The organism is Microbacterium sp. NRRL B-14842 (assembly GCF_050470785.1).
The window spans coordinates 2075983-2098811 of sequence record NZ_JBFLUM010000001.1; the positions used below are offsets into that span (position 1 = coordinate 2075983).

General features: G+C 71.7%; 20 protein-coding genes. 9 read left to right on the plus strand and 11 right to left on the minus strand.

All coding sequences use genetic code 11. The features are described 5' to 3' along the window. The first annotated feature begins 78 nt into the window (after nt 1-78). Nucleotides 79-1521 (plus strand): XRE family transcriptional regulator, encoded by a 1443-nt coding sequence (locus AB1285_RS10285; RefSeq protein WP_071328117.1) that lies wholly within the window; start codon nt 79-81, stop codon nt 1519-1521. A gap of 92 nt (nt 1522-1613) precedes the next feature. Here AB1285_RS10285 and AB1285_RS10290 read toward each other — a convergent pair whose 3' ends face one another. Together AB1285_RS10290 and AB1285_RS10295 are read right to left on the minus strand one after the other, a co-directional pair. After that, on the minus strand, nt 1614-2657 hold the full coding sequence (locus AB1285_RS10290; protein WP_292793968.1) for a winged helix DNA-binding domain-containing protein: 1044 nt from the start codon (nt 2655-2657) through the stop codon (nt 1614-1616). A 104-nt stretch (nt 2658-2761) separates the two neighbouring features. Next, nucleotides 2762-4204, minus strand: coding sequence for a glyceraldehyde-3-phosphate dehydrogenase (locus AB1285_RS10295; protein ID WP_292793965.1), 1443 nt, complete (start codon nt 4202-4204; stop codon nt 2762-2764). Nucleotides 4205-4368: 164 nt separating this feature from the next. On the opposite strand from AB1285_RS10295, the gene AB1285_RS10300 reads away from it, so the two are divergent. Then, nucleotides 4369-5712, plus strand: coding sequence for an amidohydrolase family protein (locus AB1285_RS10300; RefSeq protein WP_292793963.1), 1344 nt, complete (start codon nt 4369-4371; stop codon nt 5710-5712). Between the two features lie 88 nt (nt 5713-5800). On the opposite strand, the gene AB1285_RS10305 is transcribed toward AB1285_RS10300, so the two are convergent. The 8 genes from AB1285_RS10305 to AB1285_RS10340 form a co-directional block, all read right to left on the minus strand. Continuing rightward, the gene (locus tag AB1285_RS10305; RefSeq protein ID WP_292793960.1) at nt 5801-6805 is read right to left on the minus strand and encodes a methyltransferase family protein; all 1005 of its coding nucleotides are present in this window, start codon (nt 6803-6805) and stop codon (nt 5801-5803) included. A 74-nt stretch (nt 6806-6879) separates the two neighbouring features. Further along, nucleotides 6880-7554: an alpha/beta fold hydrolase gene (locus AB1285_RS10310; protein ID WP_429977466.1), complete on the minus strand. Its 675-nt coding sequence runs from the start codon at nt 7552-7554 to the stop codon at nt 6880-6882. Between the two features lie 34 nt (nt 7555-7588). After that, nucleotides 7589-8176 carry a TetR/AcrR family transcriptional regulator gene (locus AB1285_RS10315; protein WP_101846902.1) on the minus strand — a complete coding sequence of 196 codons (588 nt, stop codon included), beginning with the start codon at nt 8174-8176 and terminating at the stop codon, nt 7589-7591. 47 nt (nt 8177-8223) lie between these two features. Next, on the minus strand, nt 8224-9072 hold the full coding sequence (locus AB1285_RS10320; RefSeq protein WP_292793949.1) for an ATP-binding cassette domain-containing protein: 849 nt from the start codon (nt 9070-9072) through the stop codon (nt 8224-8226). Further along, a complete protein-coding gene (locus AB1285_RS10325; protein ID WP_370428660.1) occupies nt 9069-10865 on the minus strand; it encodes a dipeptide/oligopeptide/nickel ABC transporter permease/ATP-binding protein in 1797 nt (598 codons plus the stop codon). The genes AB1285_RS10320 and AB1285_RS10325 overlap by 4 nt, the downstream gene beginning before the upstream one ends. After that, nucleotides 10862-11803 (minus strand): ABC transporter permease, encoded by a 942-nt coding sequence (locus tag AB1285_RS10330; RefSeq protein WP_247642057.1) that lies wholly within the window; start codon nt 11801-11803, stop codon nt 10862-10864. Before AB1285_RS10330 ends, AB1285_RS10325 begins: the two co-directional genes overlap by 4 nt. A 72-nt stretch (nt 11804-11875) precedes the next feature. Then, nucleotides 11876-13405: an ABC transporter substrate-binding protein gene (locus tag AB1285_RS10335; RefSeq protein WP_292793943.1), complete on the minus strand. Its 1530-nt coding sequence runs from the start codon at nt 13403-13405 to the stop codon at nt 11876-11878. A 1030-nt stretch (nt 13406-14435) separates the two neighbouring features. Then, complete coding sequence (locus AB1285_RS10340; protein ID WP_292793940.1) at nt 14436-15398, minus strand: aldo/keto reductase; 963 nt, start codon at nt 15396-15398, stop codon at nt 14436-14438. A 99-nt stretch (nt 15399-15497) separates the two neighbouring features. Between AB1285_RS10340 and AB1285_RS10345 the strand changes: the two genes are divergently transcribed. From AB1285_RS10345 to AB1285_RS10370, 6 genes are all read left to right on the plus strand, one after another. Beyond that, a complete protein-coding gene (locus tag AB1285_RS10345; RefSeq protein WP_268777110.1) occupies nt 15498-16232 on the plus strand; it encodes an SDR family NAD(P)-dependent oxidoreductase in 735 nt (244 codons plus the stop codon). Between the two features lie 95 nt (nt 16233-16327). Then, nucleotides 16328-17428 carry a zinc-binding dehydrogenase gene (locus AB1285_RS10350; RefSeq protein WP_292793935.1) on the plus strand — a complete coding sequence of 367 codons (1101 nt, stop codon included), beginning with the start codon at nt 16328-16330 and terminating at the stop codon, nt 17426-17428. Nucleotides 17429-17436: 8 nt separating this feature from the next. After that, complete coding sequence (locus AB1285_RS10355) at nt 17437-18396, plus strand: aldo/keto reductase (RefSeq protein WP_280569807.1); 960 nt, start codon at nt 17437-17439, stop codon at nt 18394-18396. Between the two features lie 23 nt (nt 18397-18419). After that, nucleotides 18420-19391 carry an alpha/beta hydrolase gene (locus AB1285_RS10360; protein ID WP_292793929.1) on the plus strand — a complete coding sequence of 324 codons (972 nt, stop codon included), beginning with the start codon at nt 18420-18422 and terminating at the stop codon, nt 19389-19391. Beyond that, entirely contained in the window at nt 19388-20371 is a 984-nt protein-coding gene (locus AB1285_RS10365; protein WP_268777114.1) for an alpha/beta hydrolase, read from the plus strand. Before AB1285_RS10360 ends, AB1285_RS10365 begins: the two co-directional genes overlap by 4 nt. Next, a complete protein-coding gene (locus AB1285_RS10370) occupies nt 20368-21579 on the plus strand; it encodes a multidrug effflux MFS transporter (RefSeq protein ID WP_232089195.1) in 1212 nt (403 codons plus the stop codon). The genes AB1285_RS10365 and AB1285_RS10370 overlap by 4 nt, the downstream gene beginning before the upstream one ends. Nucleotides 21580-21597: 18 nt before the next feature. Here AB1285_RS10370 and AB1285_RS10375 read toward each other — a convergent pair whose 3' ends face one another. After that, a complete protein-coding gene (locus AB1285_RS10375) occupies nt 21598-22131 on the minus strand; it encodes a hypothetical protein (RefSeq protein WP_187663538.1) in 534 nt (177 codons plus the stop codon). 65 nt (nt 22132-22196) lie between these two features. Between AB1285_RS10375 and AB1285_RS10380 the strand changes: the two genes are divergently transcribed. Continuing rightward, nucleotides 22197-22781: a TetR/AcrR family transcriptional regulator gene (locus AB1285_RS10380; RefSeq protein ID WP_259952075.1), complete on the plus strand. Its 585-nt coding sequence runs from the start codon at nt 22197-22199 to the stop codon at nt 22779-22781. The last annotated feature ends 48 nt before the right edge of the window (nt 22782-22829 follow it).

A 22829-nucleotide genomic window follows, 5' to 3' on the forward strand; every position in this document is an offset into this window, starting at 1 on the left:
CCATCTTCTTCGCCCTTGACGCGGACTTTCGGCCAAACCGAACGATAAGAATCGCTGTTCTTTCGCTAGACTCAAACAATGGCGTCCTCCGGCATCCACCTCACGACCCTCGGCCACCGCATCCGGCACCGCCGCCTGGAGAAGGGGTACACCCTCGACGAGCTCGGCGCCCTCGTCGGCGTCGCCGGCTCCCAGCTCAGCCTCATCGAGAACGGCAAGCGCGAGCCCAAGCTCTCCCTCCTCCAGGCGATCGCCCAGGCCACCGGCACCGAAGTGACCGACCTCATCTCCGGCGAGCCGCCGAACCGGCGTGCCGCTCTGGAGATCGAGCTGGAGCGGGCCCAGGAGAGCCCGGTGTTCCGTCAGCTCGGTGTCTCCCCGGTCCGCGTCACGAAGGGCATGAGCGACGAGACCATCGAGTCCATCCTCGGCCTCCACCGCGAGCTGCAGCGCCGCGAGCGCGAGGCCATCGCCACCCCGGAGGAGGCCCGCCGCGCCAACACGGAGCTGCGACTGCGGATGCGCGCGCAGAACAACTACCTCCCGGACATCGAGAAGCTCGCGGAGAAGCAGCTCAAGGCCGCCGGCCATTCGCAGGGCGCTCTGACCCACCGCACCGTGAGCATCATGGCCGAGAAGCTCGGCTTCGAACTCATCTACGTCAACGATCTGCCGCACTCGACGCGCTCGGTCACCGATCTCGAGAACGGCCGCATCTACCTGCCCCCCGCCTCGATCCCCGGTGGACACGGCCTGCGGTCGATGGCACTGCAGGCCATGGCGCATCGACTGCTCGGGCACACCCCGCCGACGGACTACGCCGACTTCCTGCAGCAGCGGTTGGAGATCAACTACTTCGCCGCGTGCTGCCTGATGCCGGAGACCGCCGCGGTGGCCTTCCTGCAGCAGGCGAAGAAGGACCGCAACCTCGCGGTGGAGGACTTCCGCGACGGGTTCGGCGTGACGCACGAAGCGGCCGGCATGCGCATGACGAACCTGCTCACGCAGCACCTCGGCATGTCGCTGCACTTCCTGCGCGTCGACTCGACCGGAGCCATCACTCGCGTCTACGAGAACGACGACCTGCCCCTGCCGATGGACGTGACGGGAGCGGTGGAGGGGCAGCGCGTGTGCCGGAAGTTCCAGGCCCGCTCCGCCTTCACGGAGCAGAACCGCACCGTCGAGCACCACCAGTACACGGACACCCCGTCCGGCACGTTCTGGTGCTCCACGCAGACCGGGTCGTCGAGCGAGGGCGAGTTCTCCGTCACGGTCGGCGTGCCGTTCGACGACGCCCGGTGGTGGCGGGGACGCGAGACGAACGACAGGGCGGTGTCGACCTGCCCCGACGAGGCGTGCTGCCGCCGCCCGTCGGCCGAGCTCACGGAGCGCTGGAAGGGACGGGCGTGGCCGAGCGCCCGCGTGCACACCCACATGTTCTCGCCGCTCCCCCGCGGCATGTTCCCCGGCGTGGACGACAACGAGGTCTACAACTTCCTCGGCCGCCACGCGAGTGAGTGACCCGCCGACCCACCCCCTTGCGTCCACCCCGGCCCGTTACGCGCTGCCGTAGGGGGCCGGGAGGCACGGAAAGGGGTGGGTCGACGAGGGGCTCAGGCGATGAAGGCCGCGAAGCGGGCGAGTGCGGCGGTGACGGCGGCGGGGTCCTCGGGGGGCTCGAAGAGAGTCGGAGGGGTGGTGTGCGCGGCGGCGGCGTGGGTCCAGCAGCCGATCACGCGGCCGTGCTCCACCACGGTCGCCCGGACCATCCCGTTCTTCCCCGGCCCGACGGCGGCGAGGTATTCCGGAGCGCACACGACGGTGCGGTCGGCATAAGAGATGTAGTACTCGTCGAAGGCACCGAGGGCGAACACGGACGGCCGGCCCGCCGCGCGCCGGGGCGGGGTGCTCCCGACGAAGACCCCCTCCTCGACCTCGGTCACCCGGGGTGCCGCCCGCTCCGCCGCCTCCCGGGACCGCCCGAGCGTCAGCCCCGACCACCACGCGAAGTCCGCGACCCCGGCGGGCCCGTGCCCCTCGACATAGCGGACGAACAGCTCGGCCAGCGGGTCGTCCGGGCGGGCGTGGTCGCGGATGTGGTCCGCCGCGAGCACGAACCGCTGCTCCCGCGTGATGCCCTCCCGCGGCACGACCGGCCCCTGCACGAGCACGCCGGAGACTGTCATCGCGAACAGCAGGTGGATGCCGCGCTGCCCCGAGGGGTCGATGCCGATGCCCTCGAGCACCGCGAAGATCTCGCTCCGGGTGAGGCCGCCGTCACGGAGCCGCGGCGTGAGCTCCCGGACGACCGCGTCGATCATGGCGTCGTCGATGCCGAGCTGCCGCTGTCGGGAGGCCGCCTGCTGCTGCTGTCGCGCGGCCGTGACCTCCAGCACCCACCCGAGATCCCGCGCGGGGATCGTGTGGAGCGTCCCCCGCATGGTCCAGGCCCGGACGAGGTCCCCGCGGTCGAACGCGGCATCGACGTCGCGGAGGCGTACGTCGCCCTTCGTCCGCACAGCCAGCGCCCACCGTCCGGCCGTGAAGTCCTGGCTCTGCACCGCGAGCAGCCGCGCCGCCGCCCCCGCCACGTCCGCCTCCGGCGCCGTCAGCCCCTGCCACCGCAGCCGCTCCTCCCGCCACTGTGAGGTCTTCATGCCCCTCATCATGCCGCGACCCACCCCCTTTCGCGTGCCCCGGCCCCGTGCGTGCGGACGCAGGGGGCCGGGTCGAGCGGAAGGGGGTGGGTCGACGGGAGAGGTCAGAGGGTGACTTCGCGGCGGGTGGGGAGGACGACGGGGTGCGAACCCGCCATGGTCTCCAGCACCCGGATGACCTGGCAGGAGTATCCGAACTCGTTGTCGTACCAGACGTAGAGGATGAGGGTGTCCTCGTCGGCGATCGTGGCCAGACCGTCGACGATGCCGGCGCGGTGCGAGCCGACGAAGTCCGTCGAGACCACCTCGGGGCTCTCCACGTAGTCAATCTGCTGACGGAGCTTCGAGTGCAGCGAGACACGACGCAGGTAGTCGTTGACCTGATCCTTGGTGGCGGGGCGCTCCAGCGTGAGGTGCAGGACCGCGAGCGAGACATCCGGCGTGGGGACGCGGATCGCGCTGCCCGTGAGCCGTCCCTCGAGCTGGGGCAGGGCCTTGGCCACGGCCTTCGCCGCGCCGGTCTCGGTGATCACCATGTTCAGCACGGCGGAGCGGCCGCGACGGTCGCCCTTGTGGAAGTTGTCGATGAGGTTCTGGTCGTTCGTGAACGAGTGCACGGTCTCGACGTGGCCTTTCACCACACCGAAGGCCTCGTCGATCGCGGCGAGCACCGGGGTGATGGCGTTGGTCGTGCACGACGCCGCGGAGACGATGCGGTCCTCGTCGGTGATCGTGTCGTCATTGATGCCCTGCACGATGTTCTTCAGCGGGCCCTTACCGGGGGCGGTCAGCAGCACGCGGGCGACGCCCTTCGCACGGAGGTGCTGGGAGAGTCCGGCCTCGTCGCGCCAGCGGCCCGTGTTGTCGACGACGATCGCGTCATCGATGCCGTAGGCGGTGTAGTCGACCGCCGCCGGGTCGTCGGAGTAGATGACCTGGATGCGCGTGCCGTTCGCGATGATCTGCTCGGCCTCTTCATCCACCGTGACCGAGCCCGCGAAGCGGCCGTGCACCGAGTCGCGCAGCAGCAGCGACGCGCGCTTGACGAGGTCGTTCTCGGAGCCGCGGCGCACGACGATGGCGCGGAGCCGGAGTCCGCTCCCGCCGCCGGTGTGCGCGATGAGGATGCGGGCCAGCAGCCGGCCGATGCGCCCGAAGCCGTAGAGCACCACGTCGGTCGGCGGCGCCGGGACCGCGCCGACGGCCGGGGCCAGGGTCTCGGCCAGGTACTCCTCCAGCGGGCGGCCGCTCTCCGCATGCCCCTCCACGAGGCGGGCCACGTCGATCGACGAGGCGCCGGGGGCGAGAGCGTGGATGCCTTCGAGCACCGCCAGGCTGTCCTCGACCTCGAGGCGCTCGTGGCCGAGCTGGGCCACGCGCTCGTGCACCTCGACGAGGCCGGTGGCCGAGAGGCCGAGCAGGCGGTGGCCGTGCAGCGAGGTGACCACGTCGCGCTCGCGCTTGAGAGCCCCGATGAGCGGGATCATCCGCTCCGCCAGCTCTTCGCTCGCCGTCCATTCGTCGCGGTGTGCCGCGGAATCGTTCATCTGCGTCCTTGCATGTGTGAGCGCGCGCCGAGGTCGCCGGCGCGCGCGAGGTTGCCGGGGTGTTCGGGGGATGACTCCAGGGTACAAGCCGCGGAACCGCGCGCCGAATCGGTCGGCGCGGGACATCCCGAGTGCGCGAGTTTTACGTCTACACTGGTGGAATAATGAGCAGCGCACTCCTCGGCGACGACGCCGACCTCCTCCTCCGCGGTGGCCGCATCCACACCTTCGACGCCACCGATTCCGTCGCCACCGCGATCGCCGTCCGCGACGGGATGATCGTCGCCACCGATGCCGCGGCCGAAGCCCTCCCAGCCCGCGAGATCGTGCAGCTCGACGGCCGCACCGCGATCCCCGGCCTCAACGACGCGCACCTCCACGCCGCGTGGCTGGGCGCACGCTGGCCGCACCTCTTCTTCTCCGACACCCCGCCCGAGGAGCAGCCGACCGGCCGCCTCGTGACCACGGCCGGTGAGCGACGCAGCGCCCTGCGCCGCGCCTGGGCTCTGCTCGCGGAGCTCGGCATCACGAGCTACACGGAGCCGGGCATCGGCCCCGGGGAGGACGACGGGGAGACCGGCTGCTTCGGCACCGACATGCTCGAGTCGTATGTGGAGCTGCACCGCGAGGGGGCCCAGACCTCGCGCGTCACGCTGCTGCGCCTGTTCGGGACGATCGACGGAGAGAGCTCCCTAAAGGACTTCGCCGCCGGACTCCCGGTGCCGCCGCCGACGACCGACCCGCGCTGGCTCGCGATCCCCGGCGTGAAGATCTTCGCCGACGGCATCCCGCCGATGGCCACCGCATGGACGTCCGACCCGTACCCCGACGGGACGACCGGGCACCTGCTCACCCGCGGCGACGCCGATCCGCTCAGCGCCTTCCAGCAGATGATCGCCCTGGCCGCCGGTCGCGGACTCCAGATCGCCGTGCACGCCACCGGCGATCGCTCGATCGAAGAGTTCCTCACCGCACTGGAACGCGCCGGCGAGACTCCCCCGCCGCCGGCACCCCACCACGTCGTGCACGGCGACCTCGCGACGCCGGCGCAGATCCGCCGCGCGGAGCGTCTCGGCGTCGGGTTCGCCGTGCAGCCCCTCATCGCCGCGCACACGCACTCCTGGGCGGCCGTGCAGCTCGGAGAGGCCCGGGTCGCCGCCGCCTGGCCGCTGGCCGAGATGCTCTGCTCGGGGGCGCTGACCACCGTGACCAGCGACGCGCCGATCGCCACGCCGGACTGGCGACCCAGCCTCGACGCCTCCCTCGCCCTCCTCGCCGCCGACGGTCGAGCGGACGACGCCGCGACTCGGCGCCGGCTGCTGCGCACCATGACGGCGGACGCCGCGATCCAGGACGGTGCCGCGACCTGGAAGGGAACCCTCGAACTCGGCAGGGTCGCGGACGTCACGGTGCTCGACGAGGATCCGTGCACCCCGGGGCGCCCGTTCGCCGCCCTCCAGGTCGAGCGGACGATCGTCGACGGTCGCACGGTGTTCACCCGGGACTGACCACCCGCGCCCACGAAAACGGCGGGCGGCATGTTCACGCATGCCGCCCGCCTCTGATCCCCCTCGGACCAGTCTCGGACCGCGGTCGTCAGACCGCGGTGGCCAGGAGCACGCGCGGGCTCCCCGGCAGGGCGACGGTGTCGCGCACCGCCCACCCGGCATCCGACAGCCAACCGCGCACCTCGGACTCGGGGTACACCACGGTGCCGTCGATCACGAGATACTCCCCCGCGTGCAGGGCATCCAGGGCGCGCTGCTCGTCGTCGTCGTCGAGGAAGAAGTCGAGCACCGTCAGCGTCGCCCCGTCGGCCGCCGCCGCACGGAGTCGGCGGAAGATCTGCGCGTTCTCCTCCGCGGAGAACCGGTGGATGACGTGGTTGGCGAACACCGCGTCGTACGCGCCCTCGGGAGCCGTGGTCGCCGTGTCCCCGACCTCGATGGCGACCCGGTCGGCGACGCCCGCCGCCGCGACCGCCTCGGCCACGCCGTCCTCGAACCCGGGAGCGTAGACGAAGGTCGTGTGCAGCTGCGGGTTGCGTGCCATGACGGCGAGGGCGAACTCGGCGGACAGACCGCCGAAATCGAGGGCCTTCGTCGCGCCGGCGAGGTCGACGAGCCGGCCGAACTCCTGCGCGTGCAGGCGGTTGTACGTCATGACGCCGGCCATGAACGTGCCCCACCGCGCGTCGTCCATCTGCAGGTCGCCCGGTTGGGTGGTGTCCACCGTGTGGGCGAACTGCAGCCAGTGCGGGTAGCTGATCTCGTCGAGGAAGGTGAGGAAGGGGGCGAGGTCGATCACCGCGTCCTCCCCGGTGAGGTAGGCGGACGCGTCGGGGGCCAGCGCGTAGCGCCCCTCGGTGCGGACGAGGAGACCCTTCGCGGCGAGGGCGTCGGCGAGCAGCCGGGCGATCCGCTCGCTGACCCCGCAGCGCTCGGCGATCGCCACGGCCGTGTCGGCGCCGGCGGCGACGGCGGCGAACAGACCGATGCGGCTGGCCTGGAAGAGCTGCTTCGCGGCCATGTAGCCGGTGGCGATGTCGAGGATGCGGGCGGCGTCGGGAGTGGGGGTGTCGGGAGTGGGGGTGTCGGTCATGGCGGATGCCTTTCGATATGTCTACGAATGTTGGAAATAAAGGACAGGAGGGGGCTGGGCGTCGATCGGGCGGGTCAGTCCGCGAGGAACCCGCGCACAGCGTCGCGGAACGCGGCGGTGTGCAGCGCCGCGAGATGATCCCCGGGGACGCGTCGCACCCGGACGTCGAGCAGCCGCGCGGCGAGCTCGTCGATGCCCGCGGCCATCGGGTCATCGGTACCGCCCAGGAGCAGCACGGGCATCGCCGGGGCAGCAGCCTCGGGCGCGAACGGCTCGGTCGCGAGCCCCTCGATGAGGTCGAGCAGATCGTCCGGGCGGTTCCCGGGCAGGCTCACCATGTGCACGATCATCCCGGACAGCGGATCGACGGGAGCCGGTCCGCCGGCGATCGCGGCCCGAGCGGCGGAGAGGTCGACGAGCGCGAAGGGCTCCCCCGCACTGAGGCCGCCGAGCACGAGACGCCGCACCGCGACACCCGCGTGCCGGGCGAGGTCCCACGCGAGCCGGGCACCGAGCGAGTAGCCGACGAGGTCGACCTCGTCCGGGCCGATCGCTGCGGCGAGCGCGTCGAGCACCGCGGAGGTCGGCACGGCTCCGAGCCCGGGGGCGTCGCCGTGCGCCGGCAGGTCGAGGACGCGGCGCGGTCGGTCGCCGAGCACCGCCGCCCACTCGCTCTCCGGCCAGTCCTGCGTGCCGCGCGAGGCGAGGCCGTGCAAGAACACCACGGGTCGTTCAGGGGGAAGGGTCATGACGGGCCGTCCTCTCGGGACCGGCCCCTCGCCCTCAGCGCAGCCGCGCGAGGAACCGGTCGATGTAGTTCTCGTAGTCGGCGATGCGGTCGCCGTCCGGGTACATGAGGTTGATGACCGTCGCCCCGACCGCCGCGGAGATGTACTCGTCGGCGAGCGGGCCGTAGTCCTGATCGCGGATCGATCCCTCGTCGCGGGCCGCCTCCATGCGCGCGATGAGCGAGGATCGCCACGAACCCAGGTGTCCGCGGTAGAGCTCGGCCAGCGACTCGTTCGCCATCGCGTACTCCCAGAGCGCCAGGAGCACCCGGCCCGCGGCGATCTGCTCCGGGTCGCGCGGCACGGTGGCCTGCAGGAAGCCCCGCAGCGCGTCGTCCGCCGCCACCGGTTCCTGCCCCGCGGCCTCCACGCCCTCGGACATCTGCTGCAGGATCGTCTCGAACGTCGCCGCGACGATGCTCTCCTTCCCGGGGAAGTAGTGCTTCAGCGCGCCGTTCGCGAAGCCCGCCTCCGCGGCGATGCTGCGCATGGTCGCCGCCTCGAACCCACCCTTCAGGATGATGCTCTTGGCCACCTCGACGATGTCCCGTCGCCGCTGGTCGTGGTCGATGATCTTCGGCATGGCGTCCTTCCGGCCGAGTCCGGGGTGTGGCGTGTTCCGGCCTGGAGCTACCGTACCGCCGCATCGGGCACCTCCCGCAGAGCGAGCCATTGCGCCCGGCGTTCCCGCTGCGCCACCGGGTCGGCGACGGGTGAGGCCAGTCGCAGGCGCTCGGCGTACGGGTGACGCGGCGCGCGGGTGACCTGCTCGCCGTCCCCGATCTCCACGATCTCCCCCCGGTACATCACGGCGACCCGGTGACAGACCCGCCGGACGACGCCGAGGTCGTGCGAGACGAAGAGGTAGGCCACGCCGGTGTCGCGCTGCAACTCGATGAAGAGGTCGAGGATGGTCGCCTGCGTGGTGAGGTCGAGTGCACTGACCGGCTCGTCGCACACGATCAGCCGGGGTCCGCGGACCAGGGCGCGGGCGATCGCGATGCGCTGCCGCTGCCCGCCGGAGAACTCGCTCGGATACCGGTCCATGCTCGTGGAAGGCAGCCGCACGCGGTCGAGCATGTCGCGCACGCGCGTGTCGGCTGCCTTCGCTCCGATGCCCGTCGTCAGCAGCGGCTCGGCGAGGATGTCGCCGATGGTCAGTGCCGGGTTGAGGGAACCGTACGGGTCCTGGAACACGACCTGCACATCATCGGCGAGTTCCCGTCGGGCCTTGCGGCCGAGGCCGCCGATGTCCCGGCCGTCGAAGCGGATGCGGCCCGCGGTCACCGGGGCGAGGCCGAGGATGGCCTTGCCGAGGGTCGACTTTCCCGATCCGGACTCGCCGACCAGGCCGAGGCACTCACCGGGGGCGATGTCGAGGGAGACGCCGTGCAGCGCGCGGAAGGCGTGTCTTCCGCGGCCGTACTCGACCACGAGGTCGTCGACCTGCAGCAGGGGGTTCACCGGAACGGCGTTCATGCGGGGACCTCCGTCCGGCGGCTGTCGAGCGCGGCGCGCCCTTCGGCATCATCGAGCGACGCGGCGATGAGCTCGCGCGTGTACTCCTGGGTGGGCGCGGCGAAAAGCTCGTCCACGGGCCCCGACTCCACGATGTCGCCGCCGCGCATGACGATCACGCGGTCGCAGATGTCGGCGACGACGCCGAAATTGTGCGTCACGATGAGCAGCGCCATCCCGTACTCGGCCTGCAGCTCCCGCAGCAGCTCGAGCACCTCGGCCTGCACGGTGACGTCGAGGGCGGTGGTGGGCTCGTCCGCCACGAGGAGCGACGGTCGACCGGCGATCGCGCCGGCGATGAGCACGCGCTGGGCCATGCCGCCGGACACCTGATGCGGGTAGCTGCGCATCACGCGATCGGGATCGGACAGCCCGACCCGCAGGAGCACCTCCCGCGCGCGCTGCCGGGCGGCGGCCTTCGCGAGCCCGTGCGTCCGGCGCAGCGGCTCGATGAGCTGATGCCCGATCGTGTACGAGGGGTCGAGGTTGCTCATCGGCTCCTGCGGCACGTACCCGATCGTGCGTCCGAGCAGGGCCTGGCGCTCCTTCGGCGTCGCGTGGGTGACCTCCGCGCCGCCGACCCAGATCGCGTCGGCGGTCGCCCGGCCGGTCGCGGGGAGCAGGTCGAGCACCGAGAACACTGTCTGCGACTTGCCCGACCCGGACTCGCCGACGATCCCGACGACCTCGCCTGGCGCGACGTCGAGGGTCACGCCATGCACGACCTCGGTCTCCCCCGTCGGCGTCGCGTGGACGACGTGCAGGTTCTCGACGCGGAGGGCCGACGCCGGCGCCTCGTGGCGGACGCTGCCCGTGGCGGGAGCCGCGGCGACCTCGTCGCCGGTCTCGAGCACACCGCGCCGCCGCCGTCGGGCCGCCCGCGGCGTGCGCACCTGCACGAGCTCGGCGAGCGTGGAGCCCATGATCGCGAGGACGGCGATCGTGAGACCGAGCGCGGCGGAGGGCCACAGGAGCATGAGGGGGTAGGTGAGCATGAGCCGGAAGCCCTCGAGCATCATCGCGCCCCAGCTCGGCACGTTCGAGTCGCCGATGCCGAGGAACTGGAGCCCCGCCTGAATGCCCATCGCGATGCCGGCCGTGAGCGCGGTCTGGATGATGACGGGCGGGTAGACGGCCGTGATGACGTGCCGGAAGATGATGCGCGCGTCCGACAGGCCCGACACGCGGGCGGCGTCGATGTACGCCTCGCCGCGGACGGCGAGCGTCTGCGACCGCGCGATGCGGAAGTACCCCGGCACCATGAAGACACCGACGGTGACCATCAGCAGCTCGAAGTTGTTGCGGCTGCCGGCGGCGACCACGAGGAGGATGATCATCCCGGGGATCGACTGGAGGGCGTCGCTGATCCAGGTCGCGACCCGGTCGAAGACGCCGCCGAAGTACCCGGCTGCGACACCCGACGGGACCCCGACGACGAGCGCGGTGACGATCGTGATGAGCGCACCCCACAGTGTCGTCCTCGTCCCGTAGATGAGGCGGCTGAGGATGTCGCGGCCGGTGGAGTCGCCGCCGAGCAGGTGCTCCGGCGAGGGCGGGGCCTTGGCTGCCGCGAGGTCGACGAGGTTCGGGTCCATCGGCGCCAGCAACGGCGCGAACACCCCGACGAGCACGATGAGCACGAAGATCGCGAGCGGGATGTAGCCGCCGGGGTGACGGAGGAAGCGTCGAAACAGGCTCGACCGGCGCTTCTGGGCGGCCCGGTCGAAGGCGACGCGGATGTCTGTCGTGGTCATGCGACGCGCACCTTCGGGTTGATCCAGCCGAGCACGAGGTCGAGCAGGAGGTTGATGAGGACGACGAAGACGATGGAGACCACCGTGATCCCGAGCAGCATCGGGATGTCGCCGTTCTGCGACGACTGGTTCGTGAGCTGCCCCAGACCGGGGAGGCTGAAGATCTGCTCCACCACGATCGCCCCGGAGAGCAGGCCCACGAACATCAGGGCGATCACCGTGAGCGCGGCGGGCGAGGCGTTGCGGAGGATGTGCAGGTTCACCCGGGCGGCGGACAGGCCGCGGCTGCGGAGGGTGCGCACCCAGTCCTGGCGGCTCTGGGCGATCACGGCATTGCGCAGCTGCTCCGACACGGCGACGATGCCGCCCAGGGCGAGGGAGATCGCCGGCAGCGTGATCGAGCGCAGCCAGCCTTCGACGGACTGCGTCGGCGGGACGTAGCCCACGGCGGGGAACCACTTGAGTTGCACCGCCAGCCACATCACCAGGACCAGGCTCACCCAGAACCCGGGAAGTGCGAAGAGGACGACGGAGATCCCCTTGATGATGCGGTCGAACCAGGTGCCGGGGCGGAGTCCGGTGATCATGCCGAAGGCGACGCCGATGACCGCCGTGATGAGGGTCGCGAGGGTCACGACGGAGAGAGTGACGGGGACCTTCACCGCGAGCTGCGCGCCGACCGGCTGGAAGTTGCGCCACGAGACGCCGAAGTCGAGCAGGACCGCGTGGGAGAACCAGTCCCAGAACTGGACGATCAGGGGGCGGTCGAGTCCGATCTTCGCCGCCAGCGCCTCTTGCTGCGCGGGACTCGCCGTGGTCCCGAGGAGCGAGGCGGTCGGGTCGCTGATCGCGAGGTGGGCGAGGAAGAACGTGCCGATCGAGACCGCGACGAGCAGGAGGATGCCGGACAGCACCCGCTTCGCCGTGAAGAGGAGCATGGGGGCCTCTCGAGGGTGAGGAGGAGGGAAGGGGTGCCGGGGCGGCCGCGTGGCGACCGCCCCGGCGGGCGTTCAGCCCTGCGTGATGTACCGCAGCGTCGGGAACATCATCCCCACGACGGGCTGCAGCTGGATGCCGGGCGCCGTGTAGTAGATGTTGTTCGCCTGGTACCAGACCGACCACCAGGCCTGGTCGACGAGGGCCTCGTTGAGCTCCTTGATGGCGGCGGTCTGCGCGTCGCCGCGCTCCGTCTGCACCTTCTCGACGAGCGGGGCGATGACCTCGTTCTTCGCGTAGTCGGGCTCCGGGTTGAACCACTGCACGCTCGTCAGCTGCCGGGAGACGGTGGCCACGTCGTTGCCGTCCATCGCGAGGAAGGAGATGAACATCGGGTAGTTCGGGGCGTTGAGCTGGTAGTCCGGCATCTGCATGTTGTCCCAGGTGACGGTGATGCCGAGCTCGTTGAGGGCCTGCTCGGCCGACGGCTTCCACATCTCGAAGATCGGGGACATCGGCATCGAGATGTCGAAGCCGTCCGGGTAGCCGGCGTCGGCCAGGAGCTCCTTCGCCTTATCCATGTTGAACGCGTAGGCATCGTTGAGCTCGGGGTCGTTGATGTCGCCGCCGTCGGGGAAGACCTGGTTGGTGGCCACGCCCGCACCGCTGCCGACCGCCGCGAGGACGGCCGCACCGTCGAACGCGTAGTTCAGCGCCTGGCGGACCTCGAGCGTGCCGAGGGGCTCGCTCTTCGCGCCGGTGTGGTCGGTGATGACGAGGCCCGCCCACCCGGAGACGCGCTGGGCGGTGTTCCAGCCCTGCTGCTCGGCCTGGTCGAGGTTGGCCACGTCGCCGTACTGCACGTTGATCTGTCCGCTGAGCATCGCGTTGTGCCGGGCGGTCGCGTCGGTGATCGGGTAGATCGCGAGTTCGGCGAACGGGTACGTCTTCGCGTCCCAGTGGTCCTCGGTCTTGGTGAAGTGGTACTCGGCGCCCGCGACGCTGGTGTCGCTGTCGAGCACGTACGGGCCGGAGCCGATCGGGTCGCTGCCGACCGTGCCCGCCTCGATGGACGCCGGGGGCATGACGTAGCTGCGGCCGAGGCCCATCAGGTAGAGGATCGTGTCGTCGCGCTGCGTAAGGGCGATGCGGACGGTGTCGTCATCGACCTTCTCGAAGCCCTTCGCCTTGACGTAGGCCTCACCGGACCGGGCGCCGGCCTTGAGGTACTCGAGGCTCGCGACGACGGCGTCGGCGTCGACCGGGGTGCCGTCGCTGAACACGGCGTCGGTGCGGATGTCGAGGTCGATGCTGAGGTCGTCGTCGGCCACGGTCCACTTCGTCGCGAGCGACGGGATCGGGGTGCCGTCGCTGTCGAGGGCGATGAGGGCGTCGTACACCGCGGACAGGTAGGGGCCGTCGAAGCCGATGTCGGCGAGGGACGGGTCCCACGAGGTGACGTCGAGGAAGTTGCCGATGTTGAGGGCGTCGGGGCCTTCGGCGCCACCGCCCTCGGACGGCGAGGGCGTTCCGCCGCCGCTGCAGCCGGCGAGCGCGAGGGTCGCGGCGACGGCGGCGGCGACCGCGAGGGGCATTCGTTTCATGGTTCCTTCTCTCGGGTGCAGGGGGTGGTGAAGAAGGTTCGAAGAGCCGCTGACCGGAGACCGGGACCGACGCCACTTCGATGTGTCGTGCTGGTTAGTCTACATGCGTGGAAAAAGAGCGCAAGCGCGTTTCGCCCTCTGGCCGCGCGGACCGATGCCTCAGCGCGCACCCGCCTTGCTCCCCCGCGCACACCCCGGCGCATCCCGTACCCCACCCGCCCGCACCCCGCGGGTGCAGGTGCGGGTACCGGGATCAATAACGCACCCCTGCCCTCCCCGCGCGGCCCACTTCTGATCCCGCCACTGCGCCCACCCGTCCGACCGGATCAGAAACACCCCTCGGCGACGCCTTTTCGGCACCCTTCTCATCCCGCACCGGGGTGAACGACGGCGCGAACGGGCCACACTGCCGCTCCCGAGGGCCACCGCACCCCTTCCCGGGATCAAGAACGCACCTCCCACCCGGATCCGAGGAGCACTTCTGATCCGGAGCGTGCGCGGGGCACTTCCGATCCAGCACGGAGGCGAGGAGCGCTTACGATCTGCTGCGAACACGAGGAGCACTTCTGATCCGGGGCTCCGGAGAGCGGTCCGGTCGCGCACGAGCGGCGGGCCCGGCGACCGCCACACAGCCGCCACCAGAAGCGGGATCAGAATCGGCCGCACGCCCTCCCTACTCGGCGCGTTCTCGAATCGGCACGCAGAACGTCACGTCCTGCGGGATCAGAAACGTGCCCGTGGGGCGCGCGCGAGGTGCGGAACTGATCCCGCGCCCGGAGTGGGACGCGGGGGCGGAGTGGGACGCGGGCCAAGCGAGTGCGGGATCAGGAACGTGCCTGCTGGGCGCCTGCGAGGTGCGGAACTGATCCCGCACGCGGAGTGGGACGCGGGGGCGGAGCGAGGCGGGATCAGGAACGTGCCTGCGGGGCGCGCGGGAGGTGCGGAAGTGATCCCGGAGACCGGCGGCCGGGGGCGGGGCGGACGCCGGGGGCGGGGCGGACGCCGGGGAAGCCGTGGGAGATACGAAAGGTCACCAGGTGCCGTCGGGGCGGACGGCGTGGTCGACGCGGCAGTCGGCGAGGGCGGCGCGGACCTCGGCGCCGTAGTCTCGGGCGAGGGCGAGGGCGGCGTGGTTGTCCTCGAGCTGCGCGACGCGAGAGGCACCGAAGAGTACGTTGGCCGTCGCGGGGTTCGCCAGACAGAAGGCGATGCCGAGGGCAGCCGGCGTCACCCCGAACTCCCCCGCGACCCGCGCGACCTGGGGGTACACGGCGAGGATCCGCTCACGGATACCCCCGACATCGGCACCGATCTTGCGCTGGGGCATCCATCCCGTGGCGAGGATTCCGCCCTCGAACACGTCGGAGGCCTGCAGCGCGAGGGTTCCGTCGGCGAACAGGGGTCCATAGGCGTCGCCCTCCGCCATGGCCCGGCGCGCGATGCCGTACTTGAGCTGCGCGAACGCGGGGCCGACCGCCCCCTGAGCGGTTGCCTCGGCGAGCGCCGCCCCGGTGTCCGCGATCCGCCAGTTGTTGATCCCCCACGAGTCGACCAGGTCGTCGGCGATGAGGGCGTTCACGTCGGCGACGAGTCGCGGCATGTCCGGGGCGTCGAGGTAGTCCCCCACCACGAGGGTGTCGAAGCGGTCGAGGCCGGCCCGCTCGAGCGACTCCTCGATCTGCCCGCGGAAGCCCTGGTGCGGCCAGTCCCAGAGCCAGAGCTTGCCGCAGAGCACGACGTCGACACGGTCCACCCCGCTCGCCCGGAAGGCCTCTCCGAAGAGGATGTCGGTCCGGGAGTTCTCGGCATGCGGCCCCATGTTGTAGTACGCGATGTCGAAGAATCCGGCATCGAGGTCGACCGCCCGCTGGATGAGCTGCACGGCATCGTCGAAGCCCATGCGGTCCCAGGTGTTCCACGATCCGAGGGCGAGCGGCGGCACCGTCGCACCCCGAGGAGACAGCGGCTTGCGGGGGTATGTCACATCGGGCATGAGGGCTCCTTCGCCGTCTCGGGGCACGGGGTTGCGTTTTTCTATGTTTGTAGAATATAACGGAGGAATCCCATCGGAACACCGTCAGTGAGGACGACCATGACCGCTTCCCCGCGCCGCATCCTCGTCACCGGAGGAGCCTCCGGGCTCGGCCGCGGCATCGCCAGCGCCTTCCGCGCCGCCGGGGACGAGGTGTTCCTCGGCGATGTGAACCTCGAGGCCGCCCGGGCCGTCGCCGCCGAGATCGGCGCCACCGCCCTCCCCCTCGACATCGCCGACGAGGGCGCGGTCACCACCGCCGCCGCGCAGCTCGCGGACGCCGGCGGGCTCGACGTCCTCGTCAACAACGCCGGCGTCGTCGCCGGCGGAGGCACACTCCAGGAGGTCGCGGTCGACGCGGTCGACGCGGCCCTGCGCGTCAACGTCCGCGGCACGTTCCTCATGCTGCGGGTCTTCGGCGGGCTGCTCGCGGCCGCCGGCCACGGGGCCATCGTCAACATCTCCTCCATCGGCGCCCGGCAGCCCACCCCGGGCCTCGGACACTACGAGGCCACGAAGGCCGCGGTCGACGCGCTCACCCGGACGGCCGCCATCGAGCTCGCCAGCTCCGGGGTGCGCGTCAACGCCGTCGCCCCCGGTCCCGTGCTCACGCCCCTGACCGCCGACTTCGCCTCGAACCCCGATGCCCGCGCCGCCTGGGAATCGCGCATCCCGCTCGGCACCATCGCCGAGGTCGACCAGGTCACCCCGCTCGTGCTCTTCCTCGCGAGCGAGGCCGCCAGCCACATCACCGGGGTCTCGGTCCCCGTCGACGGCGGCCAGCTCCTGGTCTGATCCCCGTCCCCCTCCGTGCGGGATCGATTCCGCCCCTCCCTGGCACCGCGGAGGACCGTTTTCGATCCCGCCACCCGCCCCGCGACTGGAGAACCATGACCCTCCCCACCACCACCCGCGCCGCGGTGCTCACCGCGCACGGCGAGCCGCTTACCCTGCAAGAGCTTCCGCTGCCCACCGAGATCGAACCCGGCGCCGCCCTCGTCCGCATCGCCTGCACGACGCTGTGCGGCACGGACATCGAGATCTGGGAGGGGAAGATGTCGTTCCCCGGCATGCTGCCCATGGTCCTCGGTCACGAGATGGTCGGCGAGATCGTGGCCACCGGGCCGGACACCCGCGACGCGCTCGGCCGCCCGCTCTCCCCCGGCGACCGGATCGGCTGGTCGGAGTCCACCTGCGGCGAGTGCCACGGCTGCGTCGTGCTGCGCGAGCCGGTCGCGTGCTCCCGCCGCGGCTACGGCTTCCTCCAGCGCGCCGACGTTCCGCCGTTCGCGACGGCCGGGCTCTCCGAGTACGCGTACGTGACCCCGGGTGCCGCCACGCTCCTGCTCCCGGCGACCGTCAAAGACACCTGGGCCTCCATGGCGGGCTGCGCCGCGAAGACCGTCCTCCGCGCGTTCGAGCGGGCCGGCCGGATCCGTCCCGGCTCCCGCGTGGTGGTGCAGGGCTCCGGCGCCCTCGGCATCTTCGCCACCGCAGTCGCGAGGATCGCGGGTGCCGGGCAGGTCATCACCGTCGGCGCACCCGCGGCTCGTCTGGAGCTCGCCGCCCGCTTCGGCGCCGACGCCGTCGTGGACTTCCGCGACGGGCCCGTCGTCGACCAGGTCCTGGCGCTCACCGGAGGCGAGGGGGCGGACCACGTGTTCGACTTCGCCGGAGCCCCGAGCGTCGGCCCGGACGCCGTCGGCATGGCCGCCCAACGCGGCACCGTGGCGATCGTGGGCTCGACCGGTCCGGCCGGAGACGGCTTCGCCCTCAGCACGATCATGGGCAAGGAGCTCACGGTCGTCGGCTCGCTCAACGGCGACATCTCCGACTACGCCCGTGCGATCGACTTCTTCATGGCGTTCGCCGACCGCTTCCCCTGGGACGACCTGTTCAGCGCCCCGGTCGGGCTCGCCGACGCCTCCGCGAAGATCGCCCACATGCACCACCTCGATGAGGTCAAGGCCGTCATCGACCCGAGCCTCTGAGGAGCACCATGACCACTCCCCTCCCCCTCCGCGAGATCGGCCGCAGCGGCCTGCACGCCTCCCTGTTCTCCCTCGGCTCCTGGCACACCTACGACCGCATGGACTTCGCCGACGCGGTGGCGCTCCTCCGCGAGGCCACCGACCGCGGCGTGAACCTCTTCGACGTGGGCGTGTACTCCGCGCCTGGCGCCCCGCCCGTCTTCACCGACGTGATCTTCTCGGCGATGGTGCGCGCGGCCGGGCTGCGCCGAGAGGAGTGGCTGCTGTCGTCGAAGCTCTGGCTCGAGGCCTTCGGCGCCGACGGCTTCCGTCCACAGCTCGAGAACGCGCTGATGCGGGTGGGAGTCGAGCACGCCGACCTCGTGATCCTCGGCGACCTCCGCCGCGACGACCTCGAGCTGCGCGATCTCGTGCTCGACCTCGCCGCGCTCGCCGACGCCGGCCTCATCCGCGCGTGGGGCGTGAACAACTGGTCGGCGGCGAGCATCCAGGCCCTGATCGACCTCGCCGCCGCGGAAGGCGTTCCCGGTCCGCAGATCGCGCAGCTCAAGTACAGCGTCTCGCGGCGGTCGATCCCGGACGGCGAACCCTTCGCGCGCCTCTGGGAGCAGGGCCTCACGCTGCAGGCCTCGGACTGCCTGGAGGGCGGGATCCTCGCCGGGAAGGTGAACGGCGACCGGCAGATCGGGCGCGACCCCGGCGGCATCCGCGAACGGATCATCGCCGACGTCCCCGCGTTCACGGCGGTCGCCGACGACCTCGACGTGACCCCCGCCCAGCTCGGCATCGCGTTCACCCTCACCCACCCCGCCCTGACGACGACGCTGTTCGGCGCCTCCCGCGTCGCGCAGCTGCGGGCGAACCTCGACGCGGCCGCCCTCGTCGACCGCGTCGGCGCCGCCGAGCTGCGCCGTCTCGTCGAGCCCTTCTGGGCCGACCGCGGGGTCGTCGACCCCGAAGGCCCCTGACGCCGTCCCACCCGAGGAGAACCATGACCATCCCCGTCCCCTTCGATCCCGACGTGCAGGCCGTGCTCGACGAGATCGCGAAGAACCCGCAGCCCGCCCTCACCCGCGAGACCCTGCCGCGCGACGGCGTCAACCGGATGTTCCCGGACAACGACGCCGTGATCGCCGGCCGGGACATCACCTGGGAGGACCGCGTCATCCCCGGCCCGCCCGGAGCACCGGACATCGAGGTCACGATCTTCCGCCCCGCCGGCTCGGAGACCTCGACGCTCCCCGGCTTCGTGAACATCCACGGCGGCGGCATGATCGTCGGCCACCGCTCCTGGGAGACGGCTCGAGTCGTCGACATCGTCGCGGAGCACGGCGTCGTGGCCGTGAACGTCGAGTACCGCCTCGCCCCGGAGGACCCGTACCCCGCGGGCGTGGAGGACTGCTACGCGGCCTTCGTGTGGACGCACACCCACGCCACGGAGCTCGGCATCGACCCCGCGCGCATCGTCGTGGGCGGCGGCAGCGCGGGCGGGGGCCTCACCGCGGCCGTCGCCCTGCTGGCGCGTGATCGGCGGGGCCCCGTCATGGCCGGGCAGCTGCTGCTGTGTCCCATGATCGACAACACCAACACCACGGTGGCCAGTCGGCAGTACGACGGCATCGGCACCTGGCAGCGCGACATGAACCTCCTCGCCTGGTCGTGCGTCCTCGGCGAGGAGCTCGCCTTCAGCGTCGAGGCTCCCGCCTACGCCGCGCCGAGCCGGGCGACAGACGTCTCCGGCCTTCCGCCCGCCTACATCGAGGTCGGCGAGGCGGAGATGTTCCGCGACGAGGACACCGTGTACGCCCTCCGGATCTGGGAGACCGGCGGTCAGGCCGAGCTGCACGTGTGGGGCGGCGGCGCCCACGGCTTCGACATGTACATGCCGGACGCCGAGATCACCCGCGCTGCCCTCGCCGCACGTGCCTCCTGGCTGCGACGGATCTGGCGGACCGCCGCATGAGCACGCCCGAACCGGTGCCCTACGACCCGGAGCTCGTCGCCGGACTCGACGCCTTCGTCGACCTCGTCGAGGTCATCCCGCTGCGCGCGGACACCATCCACGCCAACCGCGATCACTTCGCCACGATCATCCCGCCGATGGCCGTGCAGGCGGAGGGTCGCGCCGTGACCTGGGAGGACCGGGTCATCCCCGGCCCCGTCGGGGCTCCGGACCTCGAGATCACCATCGTGCGCCCGGCGCAGGCGCCCGCAGACCCGGCACCGGCGGTGCTGTCGATCCACGGCGGCGGCATGGTGCTCGGCACGCGTTTCTTCGGCACCGCCGAGCTCATCGACCTCGCCGAGCGGCACGGTGTCGTCGGCGTCGCGGTCGAGTACCGTCTCGCCCCGGAGCACCCCGGACCGGCGCAGGCGGAGGACTGCTACGCGGCACTGGAGTGGATGGTCGCCCACGCCGACGAGCTCGGCATCGACACCTCCCGCGTCATCGCGTCCGGGCAGAGCGCCGGCGGCGGACTCTCGGCGGCGGTCGCGCTGCTCTCCCGCGACCGCGGCGGACCACGGCTGGCCGGGCAGCTCCTCGGCTGCCCGATGCTCGACGACCGCAACGAGACCCCGTCGAGCCGGCAGTACGACGGCTTCGGCGCCTGGGACCGGAACAACAACGACACCGCGTGGGACGCGATCGCCGGAGCCGACCGGTTCACCGACCGCGTGTCGCCGTACACGGCGCCGGCCCGGGCCACGGATCTGTCGGGACTCGCTCCGGCGTTCATCGAGGTGGGTGCCGCGGAGACCTTCCGCGATGAGGCCGTCGACTACGCGTCGCGGATCTGGGCCACGGGCGGTCAGGCCGAACTGCACGTCTGGGCGGGCGGCTACCACGGCTTCTCCGGGTTCTCCCCCGAGGCCGAGGTCTCGCAGGCCGCGGTGGCCGCGCGGGAGAGCTGGCTGCGCCGCGTGCTGCGCCTGGGCGGATGAGTCTCCCGGCGCGCGGTGAGCCCGCGCGGATGGGCACGCTGCGGGCGATGCTGGTGCTCGGCATGCTGGAAGCCTTCGGTCCGCTGTCGATGGACCTCTACCTGCCCCAGCTCCCCCAGCTCGCGGCGTCGCTCGGCACGACCGAGGCCCTGGCGCAGGTGACCATGTCGGCGTGCATGATCGGCCTCGGCCTGGGGCAGCTCGTGGCCGGTCCCCTCAGCGACCGGCTGGGCAGACGTCTGCCGCTGCTGGTCGGCGTCGCGGCGTTCGCGGTGCTCTCCGCGGTGTGCGCGGTCGCCCCGACCATCGAGCTGCTGCTCGTCGCCCGCTTCCTGCAGGGGCTGGCGGGATCGGCGGGCATCGTGATCTGCCTGGCGATCGCCCGCGACCAGTTCGAGGGCATCGAGCTCTCCCGCATGCTCTCGCTGCTGTTCCTCGTCTCGGGCACCGCGCCGATCATCGCGCCGGTGGTGGGCGGCCAGCTCGCCCGCATCATGGACTGGCGCGGGATCTTCGGGGTGCTCAGCGGGATCGGCGTCATCCTGCTGCTCGTGGTCGTCTTCCTCCTGCCGGAGACGCTGCGACCGGAGGCGCGCCACGGCGGAGGCCTCCGCGTGCTGCGGGCGCATGCCGGCGCCGTGCTGGGCGACCGGCTCTTCGCCGCGGTCCTGTGCGCCTCCGCCGGTGCGGGCGTGGCGTTCTTCACCTATCTCTCGATGTCGTCCTTCGTCCTGCAGGACGAGTTCGGCCTCAGCCCGCAGAGCTTCAGTCTCGCCTTCGCCGCCGGCGCCCTCGCGAGCATCGTCGGCAGCCAGTCGAGCCGCCTGGTCGTGCGCCGCTTCGGCCCCCTCCGCGTCTACCTCGGCGGGGTCACGGCGACGCTCGTCGCGACCACGACCTTCCTCGTCCTGGCACTGAGCGGGACGGGGGTGGCGGGCGTGGTGGCGGCACTCGTCGGGTTCATGCTGTGCGCGGGCCTCGGCGGCCCGAACGGCCAGACACTCGCCCTCGCGCATCACGGCGCCAGGGCGGGGACGGCGTCCGCGCTGCTCGGCATGTCGTCGTTCCTGTTCGGCCCGGTGCTCGCCCCGGTCGCCGCCGGGATCGGGGGCACGAACGCCGTCACGATGGCGGTCACCATGACCCTGGCCGCCGCCGTCGCGGCGATCGCGGCCTGGGCCTTCGTCCGCCCCGCGGCGCGGGAGTGAGACCCTCGCACCGGACGGTCAGCCCGCGATGCTCATCGCGACGACCCCGATCGCCATCGCCCAGGACTCCACCGCGAGCAGCCGGGCGGCGCGGCCCCGATGCGCCGTCGTCCGCCACCCTGCGGCGATCGTCCAGGCGACGACGCTGAGAGTGCCGAGGAGGACGAGCGCGCCGAGCGCGCCGCCGAGTCCATGACCCCCGTGCCCCGCGGACGTCACCACGCCTTGACCGACCGATCCCGCCGCGCCGTGGAAGGCGCAGATCGCCATCACGAGCGATCCGAGAGCGCGGTGACAGCAGGGGGCCGCGGACGTCGCCCCGCGAACGCCCATCGTGCCGATCATGCCGGACACGAGCAGCAGGGCACCGATCAGCAGGGCACCCAGCGGCCCGGTCCCGCCCGTCGCCATCAGCAGCATCCCCGCCGCCATCACCACCGCGGCCTGGCGTCCCTGCCACGGCACAGCGCGCCGCGCAGCGAGGCAGGCGCCGGCCGACACGAGCGCCGCCGCCGCCATCAGCCACGATGCTGCCGGGAGCAGGAGGTCCACAGCCGAAGTATATTGATCGTTCGCTCAAAAAAGCGAGACCCCTCGTCATACGACACAATGAGCACGTGCCCCGCATCGTCGACCATGATGAGCGTCGCCGTCAGATCGCCGACGCGCTGCTCGTCGTCGCCGCCAGAGACGGTCATGAGAGCGTGTCCTCACGGGCGGTCGCCAAGGAGCTCGGCGTCGCGACCGGTTCGCTCTGGCACTACTTCGACGGCTTCGACGACGTCGTCCGGGCCGCCGCGGCCGAGGTCACCCGTCGCACCGACGAGCGCATCGCCGCGGCGACGGACGGACTCCGCGGCCTGGCGCGCCTGCGGGCCCTGATGGGCGAGGTGCTCCCCGTCGACGAGCGCACTCGCACCGAGGCGCACGTCGTCGTCGGCTTCTGGGGGCGCCTGGCCACCCTCGCCCCGACTCCTGACGCCGGAGCGCCGACCCTCGCGACGTGGCAGGGCAGCATCCGCGAGGCACTGGAGGAGGCGGTGAGCGACCGAGAGCTGCGCCCGGACACCCCCACCGGCGACCTCCTCGCCCTCCTGCGCTCGATCACGTACGGCCAGCAGGTCGTCGAGGTCACCGAACCGCAGACGGCGGCGGCGCACTTCGCGGTCCTCGACAGCATCCTCGCCCCCTGGCGTCGCTGACCTCGACATCGCCCACACGCCACGGTTGTGCGCCCGTGCATGCCGTCG